The sequence below is a fragment of the Thermostichus sp. OS-CIW-33 genome, from assembly GCF_054059615.1.
The window spans coordinates 106,816-123,624 of the sequence record NZ_JBSSCH010000001.1 but is presented as its reverse complement, the minus strand read 5'-3'; the positions used below and the strand labels follow the sequence as shown (position 1 = coordinate 123,624).

The window sequence follows — 16,809 nt, the reverse complement described above, 5'->3', positions numbered from 1 at the left end:
GCAACCATAGTCATCTCAAATAGCCAGCTTGCTCCCTCAATCCCTGGCCGCCCTCTCCCTTTGGGGGGGCGGAAGCGGCTCGGAGCGTTTGGGCAGCAGCCCAGAGCCCTTGGGGAGGGCCTTAATCTTCTCTAAATCTAATCATAACTCACCCATCCGACTTCACGAGTCAGCTACTGCTGATCCACTGCCGGGCGAGCAATGGGAGCTAGGTAGATCACCAAAGCCCCTGCCAGAAACCCCAAGACGTTGCGCAAGACCGGGATCCAATCCTGAGTACGTGTGACCACCGGCCCGATACCGAAAGCCCCGAACAAAATGAACCACAGGGGAGAAATGAGCAAGGCCCAACGCCAGTTAAACAGCTCCTCCGCATGGCGGGGCTTGCCGGCAAACCCAAGGACAATCCCCCCCAAAATCGAGGTCTCCAGCGTCAGGATCCACTGCTCTTGAGGCAGGCCGGGCACCACACGGCAGCCCCCCTGATGAAAGCAGCGATCCAAGACATCAACGGTCTCTAAGATGGCGCGGTGGGTGCCGTGCTCCCGCACATAGAATTGGTTGCCAAAGCGAGATTGCAGCTCAATCCAAAAGGTACGTGGCAAGATCTCGCGCACAGCATCCCCCACATTAAACGCCAGTAAGTTGCCCCCCCTGGGATCCGCCACCATCAGAACGCTGCGCTCATTCAAGCCCCAGTATTCCTTCACCTGACGACCCGGTGTTTGGTCGAACTGAGTCAGCACCCGCAGCTTCCAGCCGGTGTCTTGCTCTAACTTGTTCAGATGCTGGGCCAGTTGAGCTTCCTGATTGCTGGTCAACTGATCCGCTAAGTCCAAGACCGGCACAGGCGGCTGAGGCAGCTCCATCGGCACCACCGGCAGGGCAGGTTGCGCCCAGGTCAGGGATCCCCCGCCCACCGCAATCAACAGCCCAAGGCAAAAGCCCACCCCAACGCGGAGTATCCGTTGCCACTCGATGCTCATGCTGATCCCTCTCTTAGCTTTGACGCTGAGATACTGAGAAATGATGTTAAGAAATGTTTCAATTTCTTATAGATCTATCATGCACCGGAACAAGACGTTTGGCCAGAGGGATCCCGAGGAAGCAGCGGTGGCGAGGGCGATGTTTATATCAAGCTGGGGCTAAAGGTGCCGGCGGGGTCGAAGTGCTGCTTCAGCTTGCGCATCAGACTTGCAGCCGGGCCAAAGTCATGGGCAAGAGCCTTCTTCAGAGCCGGCGGCGCCTCCAGAAGCAGGAGAAATCCGCCCGCAGACTTGAGGTAGCGCTGCAGTTGCATCAGGGATCCCACTTCTGGCTGAACCAGCCAAGCCCGTCCTAGCCCACAGCCTCGGTGCAGTTGCACCTGAGCTCCAGGAAACAGGGTTTGAAACTGCTCCAGTGTTGCCAAGCTCTGACTGGGCAGGCACCCGAACTTGGCCAGCACTGCTCCTGAGCCGGGTTGAGGCAGGGACAGAGAGTCGGGATTCACTTCCTGCAAAGTCAGCCCTGCAGGGGCCAGCCGCCGCGTTTGGGCCATCTGCTGGGCAATCGCCCGCTCCGAGCCGTGAAAGCTGAGCCAAACTTGGGATCCCTCTGCCCTTAGCCAGAGATCCACCCCCACAGGGTTAACCGGGCCGGTCAGCACCTGCTGACACAGGACCTCCAGCTCCGGCAAAGATCCTGTAGCCAGCAAAGCAGACTGAGCTGCCGGCAACGGGTAAAGCCGTAGGCTCACCTGGGTCAAAATTCCTAGGCTGCCCAAGGATCCGGTGAACAGCTTCATCAGGTCATAGCCAGCAACATTCTTGACAACCCGCCCGCCCGCTTTGGCCACTTCCCCATCCGCCCGCACCCAGGCTATGCCCAGCAGCAAGTCGCGGATCCCGCCGTAACGCCAGCGCAGAGAACCCGTATCGGCAGTGGCGATAATGCCCCCCAGGGTAGCCCGCTCCGGATAGAGGGGATCCACCGGCCACCATTGCCCCCGCTCGGCCAAGATGTGTTGCAGTTCCGCCAAAGTCATGCCAGCTTCCACCGTGACGGTGAGATCAGCAGCCGCATGGTCGATGAGCCGGCGTAAGCCGCGCGTGCTGAGAACCAAATCCACCGGCTCCACAGAGTGGGCCCAGCCCCACTTGCTCCCCTGCCCCAGCGGCAGCACTTTCCGCCCTTGGCACTCCTTTAAGATTCCGGCCAATTCCGAGACCGTTGATGGAGTCTGGATCGGCAAGGGATCTCCTAGATCGGATAAAAAGGTCGCCAGTGAATGAGGAGAAGACATTGGGGAAAGCGAAGCAGAGATTAAACAGAAGCAGAGATTAAAGAGAGAAAACCTGTCCAAACCAGCCCAATTGCGGGGTTATCCCACCCTACCTCAGTCTACAGCCAGCAAAAATCTCAGCTTGGAGAGATGACCCTCAACCAGAGCCAGCCTTCAATGTGGTACCGCCCTTACACAGGTCTGCCTAAAATCTCGGAACCAAAGCTCTGTCTCGTCACTGCTCACCCTGAAAGATCCTGAAGAGATCCATAAGCCTGCAGGGTTTCTCTCTCCCGCAGACTACTATCTGATACTAGTGGAGAAGCCGTGCGCAGCGAAGCAGACTCTACAATCGGAAAACTTTGTAAACTCCGTAAACAATGCAAACAAAAATAAAAAACGGCAACAGTAAAAAACGACGGATTAAGTTGAGCAAGGTAGTTTGCAGACGCTGTGAGCAGATTATCTGCTAGGATGGACGCTCTTTGTATTGGGGAAAAGCAGTCGTGAGTGCGCTGAGCAACATCATCTTGGTGGCTATGGGGATCCTCCTGACCCTTGCCAGCCTTTGGTACGGGCAAAACCACCATCTGCTTCCCGAATCTGCTGCCGAATCAGCCCCCTTGTTCGACAGCCTCTTTAACAGCACCATAACCATTGCCACAGGGATCTTTTTGGTGGTACAGGGTGTACTTCTCTACTGTATTGTCCGCTACCGCAAGCGGCGAGGCGACAAAGGCGACGGGGATCCCAGCCACGGCAATGTGCTGCTGGAGATCGTGTGGACGGCGGTGCCGGCGGTGATCATTCTTTGGTTGGGCTTGGCCAGCCTAGATGTCTATCAAGCTGTTTACGGGGGTGCTCACGTCGGCGGCCATATCCACGCGGCCATGGCGATGGAGTCTTCCCACGAAGCTGAGGCGGGGGATCCCGGCTACGCTTATACCCCTGTAGTGCTACCCGGGAAGGAAATGGGCCAGCCGGATCTGGTCGTCCAAGTGCAGGGCATGCAATATGCTTGGATGTTCACCTACCCGGATTCCGGCCTGGTGGCCAGCGAGCTGCACCTTCCTCTGAACAAGCGGGTGCGCTTGGATATGACGGCTCTGGATGTGAACCATGCCTTCTGGGTGCCGCAGTTTCGCCTCAAGCAGGATGTGATCCCGGGCCGAGAGACCCACCTGGAGTTTGTGCCTACCCAACTGGGGCAGTACCCCATTGTCTGCGCAGAGCTGTGCGGCCCCTATCATGGGGTGATGGCAGGGCAATTGTTTGTGGATACGCCGGAAGACTTCGAGCGCTGGCAGCAGGAGCAAGTTTTGGCCGCCCGTGGCGAGGGCAGCACCTTGGCCCTCGTTTCAGATTTCTCGCCAGTCCATCCCTCTCCTCGGCCAGGCTCCCCTGAGGCCGAGTCTGCCTTTGCCCATGTCCACCACCAGCGTTTGGGCGTCTCCCCCTCAGATTTGAAGTCTCTCCAGTCCCATTCTGGATCCCTTCCTTCCGCAGGCTAGCCGGGATCCCTGACGCCCCTTTGGCCTGCGCTTGTGGGAACAACATTCTGCCAACGCGATATAGGAGCTTTTGTGCAATGACCCAGCTGCAAGACAGCCCAAGACTTGTTGCTGCACCGAAGGTTGAACTTGAACTTCCTGCTGAGCCTTGGTGGCGCTTCTTTACCTTCTCCACCGATCACAAGGTCATCGGGATCCAGTACTTGGTGACCACCTTTTTCTTCTACTTGGTGGGAGGGGCGCTGGCGACGGCAGTACGGGCAGAGCTGGCTACTCCAGAGGCCGACTTTCTCGGCTTTGAGCGGTACAACGGCGCCTTTACCCTGCACGCCACGATCATGATCTTCTTGTGGATCGTGCCGGCGCTGACAGGGGGCTTTGGCAACTACCTAGTACCGCTGATGATTGGGGCGCGGGATATGGCCTTCCCCAAGCTGAATGCAGTGGCCTTTTGGCTGGTTCCGCCCACAGGGATCCTGCTTTTGGCCAGCCTGTTCATAGAGGCTCCGGCTGCCGGCTGGACTTCCTACCCCCCCCTCAGCTTGATCAGCGGCAAGGTGGGGGAAGAACTCTGGATCCTGAGCATTTTGTTGGCAGGAACCTCTTCCATCCTGGCGGCGGTTAACTTCATCACCACCATTCTGAAGATGCGCATGCCCGGCATGAAGATGGAAGACATGCCCCTGTTTTGTTGGGCCATGCTGGCAGCATCTATTCTTACCCTCATTGCAACGCCAGTTTTGGCTGGTGCGTTGATCTTGCTCAGCTTTGACCTGTTGGCGGGCACGGCCTTTTTCAACCCCAGCGGCGGCGGGGATCCGGTGGTCTACCAGCACATGTTCTGGTTCTACTCCCACCCGGCGGTGTACATCATGATCTTGCCGGTCTTTGGCATGATCTCCGAGATTTTGCCGGTGCATGCCCGCAAGCCCATCTTTGCTTACAAAGCCATTGCCTATTCCAGCTTGGCCATCTGCTTTTTGGGGTTGATCGTCTGGGCTCACCACATGTTCACCAGTGGCACCCCTGACTGGATGCGGGTGTTCTTCATGATCGCCACCATGGCCATTGCCGTTCCCACTGGGATCAAGGTGTTTAGCTGGCTGGCCACTTTGTGGGGCGGCAAAATCCACTTCCGCTCGGCCATGCTGTTTGGCATGGGTTTTGTCTCGATGTTCGTGATCGGCGGCTTGAGCGGGATTATCCTCGCCTCGGTGCCTCTGGATATCCACGTTCACGACACCTACTTTGTGGTGGCCCACCTACACTACGTGTTGTTTGGCGGCAGCGTCTTTGGGATCTATGCCGGCATCTACCACTGGTTCCCCAAGATGACGGGGCGGCTGCTGAACGAGTTTTGGGGGCGGGTGCACTTTGTGTTGACCTTTGTCGGCTTTAACATGTGCTTCTTGCCGATGCACAAGCTGGGCCTGATGGGGATGCCCCGCCGGGTGGCCCAGTACGATCCCCAATTTGCCGACCTCAACTGGATCAGCTCGGTGGGGGCCTTTGTTCTGGCCATTTCCACCCTGCCCTTTTTGGTTAACGCCATCTACTCCTGGGTGGCCGGGCCAAAAGCTGGGGATAATCCTTGGCAGGCCCTGACACTGGAGTGGACAACTTCTTCTCCCCCGCCCCATCACAACTTTTATGGGGATCCCATTCTGCTAACTGGCCCCTACGACTACGGCTTGCACAGCAAAGAGACGCTGGACTACTTTGCTGCTCAGTTGCAGAGCTTGCGGGAGCTGGCACTGGCGGAAGCGGAGCCTACTTCTTCTTAGCAGGCCGGATGCCCGGTGGGCGGCTGATCCCCTGCTCACTGGGTATTCCAGTCTTGGCTGGGCTGCTTGTACAGCCTCAAGAAGTCTCAGGAATTCAGGAATTTAGGTGGAAAGGAATATGCAAGGATCCCTCGCCTCTGAAACGCTGATGGTTGGCCACTCAAGGGCCCACACTGCCCATGCTGAGCACCCAGATCATCGCGTCTTTGGCATCTTGATGTTTTTGGTGGCAGAAGGCTGTCTTTTCCTAGGGCTGTTCATGGCCTACCTGGCCTATAGCCTCACCGCCCCGGTGTGGCCGCCGGAGGGAACCCCAGAGCGGGAATTGCTTTTGCCTGGGATCAACACGGTGATTTTGCTCTCCAGCAGCTTCGTCATTCACAAAGCTGGGTCGGCCATCAAGGCCGATGATGTCAGGGGTCTGCGGCTGTGGTTTGCCCTCACAGCGCTGATGGGGGCGGTTTTCCTGGCAGGGCAACTCTATGAGTACAGCAACCTGGAGTTTGGCCTCACCACCAATTTGTTTGCCAGCACCTTCTATGTTTTAACGGGGTTTCATGGTCTCCACGTGATGGCAGGGTTGCTGTTTATTCTGGCGGTGCTCTGGCGCTCCTTTAAACCCGGCCACTACAGCGCTCAACATCATTTTGGCGTCGAAGCTGCTGAGATCTACTGGCACTTTGTGGATGGGGTTTGGGTTGTGCTGTTTATTCTGCTCTACTTGCTCTGAGCTCGGCCTTCACCCAATATAGCCACGATTTGGATCAGCGCTTCTTGAAAGGCATCTCGTTCCGGCTGTCCTTGCTTGAGGTTGTATTCCAATTGCAAAAGCTGCTGCATTGCTTTCAGTAAAGCTGTGGTCTTCAGGGATCCCACCTCTTTTTGCAGAAAGTAAACCCGGTTGGGATTCCCGATTTCTGCTTTCTGGGCGATGACCTTGGGATCCCGTTCTCCCTGATCCAGCAGCAGCCGCACCCATAGCCAGGTGCGAAATTGGCCTACCAACACCGCCAGAACCTTCAGAGCCGGCTCGTTGTGATCCAGCAGATGGGTCAAGATGCGTAGGGCTTGTTCCAGATTCCCTTTGCGCAGGGATCCCGCCAATTGAAAGCTGTTGTAGGCGCTGGCGGGAACTAACGCCTCGACTTGTTCAGGAGAAATGGGATCCTGTTGACCTGCCGTAAACAGGGCCAGCTTTTCCAATTCCATCGCCAAGCGACGGGAGTCATTGCCCACCGCCTCGGCCAATTTCTGGGCGGCTGCCGGGCTGAGGGCCAGATCCCGTTGTTCGGCTTCCCGCTGCACCTGCTGGAGAATGCCCTCCTCATCCCAAGGGGCCAGTTGCGAAAACTCGCGGACAATGGCCGTTTTTTTGAGGATTTTGGTGGATTTCAGGCGCCCATCCGGTTTGCTGCTGGTGGTCAAGAGCAAATGGGTGGTGGGGGGCAACTGGGCCAGTGTGCGCTCCACTTCTTCCCACAGATCTTCCGAGCAATGGTGGGTGAGTGTCGTCTCTTCCAGCCAAACCAAGCGGGCGTTGGATCCCAGCGGCGGGGTCATGGCTTGGTTGAGCCCGGCAATCGTGGATTCCGGCGGCAGGCGATCGTAGTTAAAAGCTGCCCAGTGGGGATCCAGCACTTGATCCCGCAACTGCTGTACCGCCTGCATCAGGCGATAGGTATCATCCCCCCAGTACAGGTAAACGGGCACGCTTCGACCGATTGATCCCCAATCTCCCAGCGGAGATCTCCATTTATTCACAATCTACTCAATAGCCAAATGCAGCCATGGCACGGGATCCACCGAATGGTTGTGGACAAATAGCCCCCAATGCAAGTGGGGCCCCGTAGCCGTTCCCGTAGCCCCAATGGCCCCAACCGGCTGGCCGGCTTCCACCCACTCTCCCTCTCGCACATCGATGCGGCTCAAATGCAGCAACAAGCTGGTCACTCCTTGGCCGTGATCGATGCCGATGGTATTCCCGTGAACGCGAAAGCCTTCCGATTCGTAGCCCACCAGCCTAACCCAACCGGCTGCGGGAGCCACCACCACTGCCCCCACAGGGCCTGCATAGTCAATACCGCGATGATAATAATCTTCCGCAAACTGGCCGTTGTAGTAGCGGCGCACCCCAAACGCAGTGGTAACCGGGCCTTGGGCTGGACGGTGAAAATACCCTTGCCAGTACTTCTCCGGGCTGATGTGCTGCCGAAAAGCCTCTACCTTAGTCCATTCCACCTCTGTGGCCCAGACGCTGGCCCCCGCCGGTAGGCGAATCCTTTGAACGGGGAACTCTCGCGGTTGCAAAGACAGTTGCAAGGGAGGTGGGATGGCATCTTGGATAAACCCTTGGATCTGAATCTGGCGAGCTCCAGGAGCATCCAAAGGGGTAGTGGGGATCAACGCCCGCCAACGGTTGGCCGCTATCTGGAAAGCTGGGTAGTGGGCTTGTGTGCCATCGGGATGGATTAGGCTGACCCTAGGCCAATCCCCAAGCAAAGTTTCCGGTGCGGCTGTGATTTGCACAGAAACGGTGTACCCCAAAGGGGGATCGGGAGGGCTCACCTGCACCTGGAGAGTACTGGCCTCAGCAGAGGGCGCTCCCAGACAGATCCCACAGCCCAAGCCCAAGATGATCTTTATCTCGGATCTTTGTCTCGACATTCATCCTCACCCCTTCCCACCTCATCCGTATTTTCCCCATACTTCATTTTGCGTAAGCCAGCTCACCTTGTCTAAGCGATTTGGCTGGGATCCCTGCTCAACTTGGTGGAGGGAGTCAGTCCAAGTGAAGATACCGAGCCCAGCTTGACTCAAGTTGTTTAAGAATAGGTCAAGTACTCGCCCTGTCTGGCGAAAACAAAGGCATCTTTACATAACTTTCATAATCCAGAAGTCTCCGCAGCTCAAAAAGTTCTGTATTCCCACTGAAGAGGTTTCGTAGACCTTCTCCTACAGTTGAATTAGGAGCAGAGACTGCAGGGTTAAAGATTATGGATGGCATTGGCGAGTTTGAGTTTAAGGTGCAAATCTTAGCCCGTTGCATGGGATCCGCCCTGGGTCTGGGCCGTCCTACTCGTATTCAGATTCACTATTCCAACTCCAATTCCCAGAACGCAGTTAGAGCCAAGGAAGGTTGGTCTGGATCCCGCTTAGGCGATCAAATCCCTTCTCCTAATGCCGAAGGTGAAAGAGGATCCCAAGGTCAAGCTTTAGCCTATGTTGCCTGAAGAGTCTTTCGAGAATTAATCTGTGGTAATTCAGGAGGATTTTTGACTGCGGCGATCCAACACTTACTTAGAAATTGGGACAGATCTTTCTTGTGGTTTTTCTCGTTACTCTTTCTTTGCATTCTATAGCGATTTTTTCTTAAGACCGAAAACTCAACTTTGACAATTCTTCTTTGACAATTCTTCGATGCTTTTCGTCTTGTAGAGTCTTGTGAGTTAGCCGATTCTTTATTTTTGTTAACGAGGACTTTGTCCGGCTGGCGCGATAAGAAGTTGCGCTCTTCTTCGTTGTCTCTTTGCCTCTGGGGATATAAGCTAGAACTTCGTCCCACCGACGCAATCGGAAGGTGACTTGGGGCGTATGAACTTGTGCCCAACAGGCTCCGGAGGGTTATGGAACGAGCAACGCAACGGTGGCACGGTTTTCTGCTGCGCGATTTTCCCATCAAGGCTTGGCAGCAGGGAAGCCTTTTGGGTCGTCTATTGGGATCCCTGCAGAGTTGGGGGAAGAGCAGCATATTGGTTCAAACTTCCGACCGGATTGGCCTGGGGCTAGTGCTGCTCTACTGGATTTTCTCTGCGCAAAGCTCCACCGGCATCCTGGGCCTGATTTTGCTGGCTATGGCCGCTCTGGTGGGCCTGGGCACTTTGGTGGAAACGCCGATTGGGCTGCCGCTGCATCTGCCCCTGGTCCTTTTCTGGGGAATTGCCACCTTGGCGACGATTCTCTCTCCGGTTGCCTACGCAGCACGGGATGGCTGGCTGAAGTTGACTCTCTACCTGGCTGGTTATCTGTTGTTGCATCGTCTGCTGCGCAAACCCCAATTCCGAGATGGGATCGTTGGATCCCTGCTTTTGGTCAGCTTGGTGATGGGGATCCATGGCCTGCGGCAATACTTATATGGGGCAGCGGAACTGGCCACCTGGGTGGATCCGGAGTCGGGTTTGGCGGGTCTGACGCGGGTGTACAGCTATCTGCGCAATCCAAATCTGTATGGGGGCTACTTGATCCCGGTCATTCCTCTGGGGCTGGCCGCCACTTGGATTTGGCCCAGTTGGGGGGCGAAACTCCTGGCCGGGTTTACGACGGCGGTGAACCTGATTTGCCTGTTGCTCACCTACAGTCGTGGCGCCTGGATTGGGGGGCTGGCCACGCTCACCCTGATGGCCGTGCTGTTGGCGCAGTGGCATTCTGTCGATTTGCCAGCCCGCTGGCGGCGTTGGGCCTTGCCGGCCCTGTTGGGCGGAGGGGGGGCTGCTCTGTTGCTCGGGATCCTGACGGTACGCTCCCTGCGGCTGCGGGTGCAGAGCCTTTTTTGGGGGCGGTTGGATACCAGCAACAACTTTCGCCTCAATGTCTGGGCGGCGGTGCTGGAGATGATCCGCGACTTTCCCATCTTGGGGATCGGCCCCGGCAATGTCGCCTTTAACCGCGTCTACCCCCTTTACCAACGAGGCAACTTCAGCGCCCTTGGAGCCTATTCGGTGCCGCTGCAGCTCACCGTAGAGACTGGCTTCATCGGATCTTTAACTTTCGCCTGGTTCCTCTTGGTGCTCTGGGATCACGGCTGGAGATGCTGGAAAACTTTGCTCAACTTGCGGGATCCCCAGGGTCTGTGGGTGGCAGCAGGCTTGGCCGCTTGCACCGGCATGATGGCCCACGGCTTGGTGGATACCATCTGGTATCGTCCCCAGGTACAAATGCTGTGGTGGCTTGCGGTAGCGCTCATTACAGCCAGCTTGGCCTCTCTTAGCCCTCAGCCGCCCGTGGATGTTGGTGAGACCCCATCGGAGACTTCCTCCCGTTAAGGTAGCTTAAGCTTGGCCTTCCGGTCTTGACGGGAGCAAATCCAGAGTGGTAAGCATCTTCAGTAGGAGATAAAAATGTATCTGTTTTTACAATTTGCAGGTGTCAGTAGTGTTAGAAATTAGCGGAATTGTCCGGGGTGCAGGAGGCAAATGAAAAAAATCGAGGCCGTAATCCGGCCATTCAAGTTGGATGAGGTCAAAATTGCTTTGGTCAATGCCGGAATTGTCGGCATGACTGTAAGTGAAGTGCGGGGCTTTGGTCGCCAAAAGGGACAAACCGAGCGTTATCGGGGATCCGAGTACACGGTAGAGTTCCTACAAAAGCTGAAAGTGGAGATCGTGGTTGAAGATGACCTGGTGGATACGGTGGTGGAGAAGCTGATTGCAGCGGCTCGCACCGGCGAAATCGGGGATGGCAAGATTTTCATCAGCCCCGTCGAAAAAACCATCCGCATCCGCACTGGCGAACTCAACCAAGATGCCCTATGAGAAGGGATCACGTTCAGGGTTTGGGTTGCCCGGCCTGAGCCTCGTGTGAGTTTGCTTCATGTCTCTTTTGCTGTATATCTGATGAGGTGTTCTTGCCCTACTTTTCGGGTAATGTGTTGCGAGAAGTACTGTCACTTTAGGTGAGTCGAAAAGCATGAGTACGACAATGATCCAAAAGCTCAAGAGCCAGGTGCCCCAGTGGCTTTGGCGACCGGCCAAGTGGAGTCTGACTGCCGCTCTAATGGCTGCGCTGGTTTTTCTATTCGGCCAGGGAACTGCCTTTGCTCAAGAGGCCGAGGAAGTTCAGAAACACGCTGACGTTGTTTGGACGATCGTGGCAGCAGCCTTGGTGTTCTTCATGCAGGCGGGGTTCGCCATGGTAGAGACGGGCTTTACCCGCGCCAAGAATGCCGCCAACATCATGATGAAGAACTTGATGGACTTCTGCATGGGCTGTTGCGCCTTCTGGTTCATCGGGTTTGGCCTCATGTTCGGCAAAAGTGTTGGCTTCTTCGGCACCGACTGGTTTGCTTTTGGCTGGCAGCAGGCTTACGAGGCAGACGGCTGGCCTTTCACCTTTTTTGTTTTCCAGATGGTGTTTGCCGCCACTGCCGCCACCATTGTTTCCGGAGCCATGGCGGAGCGCACCAAGTTCTTGGCCTACTTGATCTACTCCATCGTTATTTCTGGGCTAATCTACCCCATCTCTGGGGGTTGGGCCTGGAACGGGCTGTTCGGCGACTACAACGGCGGCACAGCCGGCTGGCTGGAAAATCTGGGCTACATCGACTACGCCGGGTCGGGGGTGGTGCATTTGGTAGGGGGCGCTGCGGCCTTGGCAGGTGCGATCGCGCTTGGCCCTCGCATTGGCAAGTACGGCCCCAATGGAGAGCCGCGGGCTATTCCCGGCCACAACCTGCCGCTGGGGATGTTGGGGGTGTTTATCCTCGCCTTGGGCTGGATCGGGTTTAATGCCGGTTCCACCACTGCAGCCTCTGTCGATATTGGCTGGATTGCCATGAATACGCTGCTGGCAGCTTCGGCTGGAGCAATTGGGGCGATGTTCACCTCTTGGGTTCATTTTGGCAAGCCGGATATGACCTTTGCCGCCAACGGTGTCCTGGCCGGCTTGGTGGGGATCACTGCCCCTTGCGATAGCGTCCATCCTTTGGGTGCTCTGATCATCGGCTCGGTGGCCGGGATTCTGGTGGTGATTTCGGTGGTGATCCTGGATACGGTGCTGAAAATTGATGACCCGGTGGGCGCGATTTCGGTACACGGCACCTGTGGTATCTGGGGGGTGTTGGCAGCAGGGATCCCCTTCTTTGCCAATGCCAACTATGCTGAAGAGGTCACCTGGGCCCAATTTGGGGTACAAGTGGTGGGCGCTCTGGCCTACTTCCTCTGGCCCTTTATTACCTGCTTGATTCTGTTCTTTATCCTCAAGGCTGTAACCGGCCTGCGCACCAGCGCCGAGGAAGAGATCGCCGGTTTGGATGTGGGCGAGCATGGCAACGTGGCCTACCCCGACTTCGTTACTGCCGCCACCGATTCGGAGCAATCTTGAGCCGTTGTGCTCGGTCTGACCTGGGGTTGCCGGATCGGAGCATTGCTGAACTGAGCATCAAATGAGCATCAAAAGGGAGGGTCAGGGCTGGCCCTCTCTTTTGTGGCTTGTTGATGTATTTGGTGGCATTGGTGTAGGTGGTTACGGGTAGGAGGGGAGAAATAGCTCAAAATCGAGGTGTGGGACTTGGAATCGAGATGAAAAGTCAGATAGGTGAGACTGTTTTCTCTCGTCTTCGGCAGGGGATCCTTTTGGGTTTGAGGACAGGGGGGAAAGTCCTGCTGGGGGTTGGAGCTTTGCTGGGGTTGGGAAGTTTGGTTGCCCCGCCTGCTCTGGCCCAGACGGATCTCACGGCTCTGGAACAGGCTCTCCCACCCGAGGCTTGGGCTGAGCTACAAACCTTACTGAAAACTCAGCAATACCATGCCGACATCGTCTGGACAACGGTGGCCGGGGCGCTGGTGTTTTTCATGCAGGCGGGCTTTGCCATGGTGGAGGCGGGCTTCACGCGGGCTAAAAATGCTACCAACATTGTCCTGAAGAACCTGATGGACTTCTGCTTCGGGGCCTGCGCTTTTTGGTTTTTGGGGTTTGGGCTGATGTTCGGATCCCATGTGGCCGGTTTTTTGGGCACCAACTGGTTTTTTTTCAACTGGCAACAGGGAGCTGAAGCCGGCAGTCAAAACGATGCTTGGCCTTTCACGTTCTTCTGTTTCCAACTGGTGTTTGCCGCCACCGCTGCCACCATTGTCTCCGGGGCAATGGCGGAACGCACCCGCTTTTTGGCTTATTTGATTTACTCCATCGTCATCTCTGGGGCGATCTACCCGATTTCCGGGGGCTGGGCCTGGAATGGCCTGTTTGCCGACTACAACGGTGGTACAGCCGGCTGGCTGGAAAACCTGGGCTACATTGACTTTGCCGGGTCGGGGGTGGTGCACTTGGTGGGTGGGGCTGCAGCTTTTGCGGGAACTTTGGTGTTGGGGCCGCGCTTGGGCAAGTATGGTCCCAATGGGGAGCCGCGGGCTATTCCCGGGCATAGCTTACCCTTGGGCATGTTGGGGGCGTTGATCCTGTGGCTGGGCTGGATTGGCTTTAATGCCGGCTCTACAACGGCAGCGATTCCTGATATTGGCTGGATTGCTTTCAATACCTATTTGGCCGGGGCGGCAGGAGCCATCGGCGCTCTCTGTACTTCCTGGGCCATTTTTACCAAGCCGGACATGACGTTTGCAGCCAATGGGACACTGGCGGGGCTGGTGGGCATTACTGCTCCTTGCAACACTGTTCATCCTTTGGGGGCAATCCTTATCGGCTCGGTGGCCGGGGTGTTGGTGGTGTTGTCGGTGCTGTTTATCGAGGGCACCTTGAAGGTGGATGACCCGGTGGGGGCGGTGTCGGTACATGGGGTGTGCGGCGCTTGGGGGGTCATTGCTGCAGGGATCCCGTGGTTTGCCCATGCGGAAGCGGGGGTGACTTGGGCGGTGTTGCCGGTACAGATTCTGGGGGTTATTGCCCTGGGAGGATGGTCTTTTATCTGTTGTCTGGCTTTGTTTTTGATTTTGAAGGGCACCATCGGTCTGCGCGTCTCGGCAGAAGAAGAGTTGGCCGGCTTGGATATTGGCGAGCACGGCAACATTGCCTACCCTGACTTTGTCACTGCTTCGGGAGAGTTGGAAGGTTGAGCAGTACACTGGGATCCGGTTGGATGCACTTTTGGATCCCATGCACCTTCTGATCCCGGCGGCTGGCAGCGGCAAGCGAATGGGAGCTGCGGTCAATAAGCTGTTGCTGCCGCTCTTGGGTCAGCCGATTTTGGCTTGGACGTTGCAGGCTGCGGATCGAGCCAGCTCCATCGAGTGGATCGGCATTCTCTCCCAACCCGGCGATTGGCCAGCCATCGAGCAGATCCTGGCGGCAATGGATCTGTCCACGCCGGTGCAGCTTTTACAAGGGGGGGCGACGCGGCAGGAGTCGGTTTACAGGGGGGTTGAGTATCTCTATAACCTGGGAACAGTAGAGCGGGTGTTGATCCACGATGGGGCCCGCTGCCTAGCTACCCCTAAGTTGTTCGATCGCTGTAGTGCTGCTTTGCAGCAGGTGGATGGTCTCATCGCGGGGATCCCTGTCAAGGACACGATTAAAGTCGCTGAGGCAGGCCCAAAAGGGATCCAAATTCAGTCAACCCCAGAACGCAGCCGGCTGTGGGCAGCGCAAACGCCGCAGGGGTTTCGCCTGTCGATGCTATGGCAAGCCCATCGGGAGGCTCTGGCCCAGGGTTGGCAGGTAACCGATGATGCAGCCCTATTCGAGAAGCTGGGTTGGCCAGTCTACATCGTCGAAGGGGAGGAATCCAATCTGAAGCTAACCACCCCCCTGGATGTGTTGCTGGCCGCACAAATCCTGCAGCAGCGTCTCGGACCAGCGCGTTAGCTCAATTCAATCCCGGTAGGGCCAGTCTCAACCTTGGGAATTAAAAGTAGGAAGGAGGAAATCTAGGTTCACTAAGAGCACTTTGATCACCCCATCTCTTGTGGTCCGTTGGAAATGAAAATGATAAGTCTGGCTGTTTAGAATCTAATGCACCCAAGACACCTGAAACCAAGCAAAAGATGAGATTAATGCACTTTTCACTTTCTTCATAAACTTGCCGTTCTGAGAACCGAACTACAACCCAGCCTCTATCCGCTAGATAAGCATCACGCTTACTTTGCTTAGGATCATTCACAGTATGGGCTGGCCTACACAGATTACCTTCAAGAAACCATGGCTCATCAATTTCAATGTCAATGAGTAAAACGAGTGATCTTTTTCCATCTCTAGATACCTGCATTGCGATATCAGGGGTATAGCACCGGACACTAGACTGCTCTATGCACCAGCACCAGTTGCCCATGCCGATTGCAGCTTGCCCATCAAAGGCTGGGGTAGCTCGGGTAGATTTGGCCTAACAGGGCGTTCCGGCATTCGAGGTAGTTCAGGTTCCGTTGGGCGCTCCGGCATCTGTGGCGGCTCCGGCTCCAGCGGACGGGCAGGCATCTGTGGCGGCTCAGGCTCCGGCGGGCAAGGTGGGAGATCTGGCCCCCTCAGGAGGAGAGCAATCGGCTGGGGTAAAACAACGTAGGGATAATAGTCTTTCCGAACGTACCTTAAGATGGGATGCGAGTGCCTGTCGTGATCTTGCATGCTTGAGCCTCCAGATAAGTTCCCTTGGAATCCAGTTTGAAAAGACTTTGGAAAAGGGATCTTCAAAGAGGCCCTTGAAGGGGTAGGAAGCAAGCAAATGCGCGAACCGACGTCGTGGCCTGTCTACATTGTCGGGGCTGGCCCCGGGGATCCGGAGCTGATTACCCTGCGGGGGCAAAGACTGCTGGCGGAAGCCGATGTAGTGTTCTACACAGGTTCTTTGGTGCCAGAGGGAGTGTTGGCCCATTGTCGCCCTGGGGTTGAGGCCATTGACACCCGCTCCTTCACGCTGGAAACGCTGCTGCCGCAAATTGTGGAACGGGTCAAGGCGGGGCGGCGGGTGGTGCGGCTGCAGGATGGGGATCCCTGCCTTTACGGCGCTCTGCACGAGCTGCTGATCCGGCTGGCGGAGGCAGGGATCCCTTTTGAGATCGTGCCGGGAGTAAGCGCCTTTCAATTGGCAGCCGCCCGTTTGCAGGTGGAGTTGACCATACCCAAGTTGGTACAGACGATTATCCTCACCCGCGCCAGCGGTCGCACCCAGGTACCGGAAGCAGAAGCCCTGGCCAGTCTGGCAGCCCACCGCGCCTCTTTGTGTCTATATCTGAGCGCCCGCCACGTAGAACAAGCGCAGGCAGATCTGCTGGCTCACTACCCCGCCGATACCCCGGTTGCCGTTTGTTATCGCTTGGGTTGGCCGGACGAACAGATCTGGCTGGGATCCCTGGCCGAGATGGCCGCCCTCACCCGGCAAGCCGGCTTAGAACGCACAGTGCTCTATCTCGTCAGCCCTGCCTTGAAAGGCTTGTCAAGCTCCAGATCTGCCCGCTCGCGGCTCTACAGCCCTGACCACACCCACCTCTTCCGTCCCAGAATGGGCCGGCAGCCCCGTTTGTAACAGGCTCTTTCAGTATATTGACGGACTCCGGCAGATTGAGCACAATGAGGCAGCAAGATGAGGTCAGAGGCC

14 protein-coding genes are annotated in these 16,809 nt (G+C 56.6%); 9 read left to right on the top strand and 5 right to left on the bottom strand.

Annotated elements, in window-relative coordinates; genetic code table 11:
• Positions 1-173: 173 nt before the first annotated feature.
• Both ACVWZG_RS00600 and ACVWZG_RS00595 read right to left on the bottom strand, forming a co-directional pair.
• Positions 174-986 carry a TPM domain-containing protein gene (locus tag ACVWZG_RS00600; RefSeq protein ID WP_457404843.1) on the bottom strand — a complete coding sequence of 271 codons (813 nt, stop codon included), beginning with the start codon at positions 984-986 and terminating at the stop codon, positions 174-176.
• A 143-nt stretch (positions 987-1,129) separates the two neighbouring features.
• Entirely contained in the window at positions 1,130-2,233 is a 1,104-nt protein-coding gene (locus ACVWZG_RS00595) for an FAD-binding oxidoreductase (RefSeq protein WP_457404842.1), read from the bottom strand.
• A 536-nt stretch (positions 2,234-2,769) separates the two neighbouring features.
• On the opposite strand from ACVWZG_RS00595, the gene ACVWZG_RS00590 reads away from it, so the two are divergent.
• The 3 genes from ACVWZG_RS00590 (at position 2,770) to ACVWZG_RS00580 (ending at position 6,288) form a co-directional block, all read left to right on the top strand.
• The gene (locus ACVWZG_RS00590) at positions 2,770-3,774 is read left to right on the top strand and encodes a cytochrome c oxidase subunit II (RefSeq protein WP_457404840.1); all 1,005 of its coding nucleotides are present in this window, start codon (positions 2,770-2,772) and stop codon (positions 3,772-3,774) included.
• 77 nt (positions 3,775-3,851) lie between these two features.
• Positions 3,852-5,558 carry a cytochrome c oxidase subunit I gene (gene ctaD / locus ACVWZG_RS00585; RefSeq protein WP_457404837.1) on the top strand — a complete coding sequence of 569 codons (1,707 nt, stop codon included), beginning with the start codon at positions 3,852-3,854 and terminating at the stop codon, positions 5,556-5,558.
• 118 nt (positions 5,559-5,676) lie between these two features.
• Complete coding sequence (locus ACVWZG_RS00580; RefSeq protein WP_414351249.1) at positions 5,677-6,288, top strand: cytochrome c oxidase subunit 3; 612 nt, start codon at positions 5,677-5,679, stop codon at positions 6,286-6,288.
• On the opposite strand, the gene holA is transcribed toward ACVWZG_RS00580, so the two are convergent.
• Together holA and ACVWZG_RS00570 are read right to left on the bottom strand one after the other, a co-directional pair.
• Positions 6,276-7,268, bottom strand: a complete 993-nt coding sequence (gene holA / locus ACVWZG_RS00575) for a DNA polymerase III subunit delta (protein ID WP_457404834.1) — start codon at positions 7,266-7,268, stop codon at positions 6,276-6,278. The two genes, ACVWZG_RS00580 and holA, sit on opposite strands and share 13 nt — an antisense overlap.
• A 54-nt stretch (positions 7,269-7,322) precedes the next feature.
• Positions 7,323-8,222, bottom strand: a complete 900-nt coding sequence (locus ACVWZG_RS00570; protein WP_457404833.1) for a M23 family metallopeptidase — start codon at positions 8,220-8,222, stop codon at positions 7,323-7,325.
• A 959-nt stretch (positions 8,223-9,181) separates the two neighbouring features.
• Here ACVWZG_RS00570 and ACVWZG_RS00565 point away from each other — a divergent pair.
• The 5 genes from ACVWZG_RS00565 to ispD all read left to right on the top strand — a co-directional run bounded on the left by ACVWZG_RS00565 (position 9,182) and on the right by ispD (position 15,086).
• Positions 9,182-10,597 (top strand): IctB family putative bicarbonate transporter, encoded by a 1,416-nt coding sequence (locus tag ACVWZG_RS00565; protein ID WP_457404830.1) that lies wholly within the window; start codon positions 9,182-9,184, stop codon positions 10,595-10,597.
• 150 nt (positions 10,598-10,747) lie between these two features.
• Positions 10,748-11,086, top strand: coding sequence for a P-II family nitrogen regulator (locus ACVWZG_RS00560; protein WP_011430352.1), 339 nt, complete (start codon positions 10,748-10,750; stop codon positions 11,084-11,086).
• Between the two features lie 154 nt (positions 11,087-11,240).
• Positions 11,241-12,653 carry an ammonium transporter gene (locus ACVWZG_RS00555; protein ID WP_457393174.1) on the top strand — a complete coding sequence of 471 codons (1,413 nt, stop codon included), beginning with the start codon at positions 11,241-11,243 and terminating at the stop codon, positions 12,651-12,653.
• 314 nt (positions 12,654-12,967) lie between these two features.
• Positions 12,968-14,338 (top strand): ammonium transporter, encoded by a 1,371-nt coding sequence (locus ACVWZG_RS00550; protein ID WP_240527655.1) that lies wholly within the window; start codon positions 12,968-12,970, stop codon positions 14,336-14,338.
• Between the two features lie 40 nt (positions 14,339-14,378).
• Complete coding sequence (gene ispD / locus ACVWZG_RS00545) at positions 14,379-15,086, top strand: 2-C-methyl-D-erythritol 4-phosphate cytidylyltransferase (RefSeq protein WP_414381026.1); 708 nt, start codon at positions 14,379-14,381, stop codon at positions 15,084-15,086.
• Positions 15,087-15,126: 40 nt separating this feature from the next.
• Here the strand turns inward: ispD and ACVWZG_RS00540 are convergent, their stop codons facing one another.
• Entirely contained in the window at positions 15,127-15,486 is a 360-nt protein-coding gene (locus ACVWZG_RS00540) for a DUF559 domain-containing protein (RefSeq protein ID WP_148202775.1), read from the bottom strand.
• 450 nt (positions 15,487-15,936) lie between these two features.
• Here ACVWZG_RS00540 and cobM point away from each other — a divergent pair, with 450 nt between their 5' ends.
• Positions 15,937-16,737 (top strand): precorrin-4 C(11)-methyltransferase, encoded by an 801-nt coding sequence (gene cobM / locus ACVWZG_RS00535; protein WP_011434250.1) that lies wholly within the window; start codon positions 15,937-15,939, stop codon positions 16,735-16,737.
• The last annotated feature ends 72 nt before the right edge of the window (positions 16,738-16,809 follow it).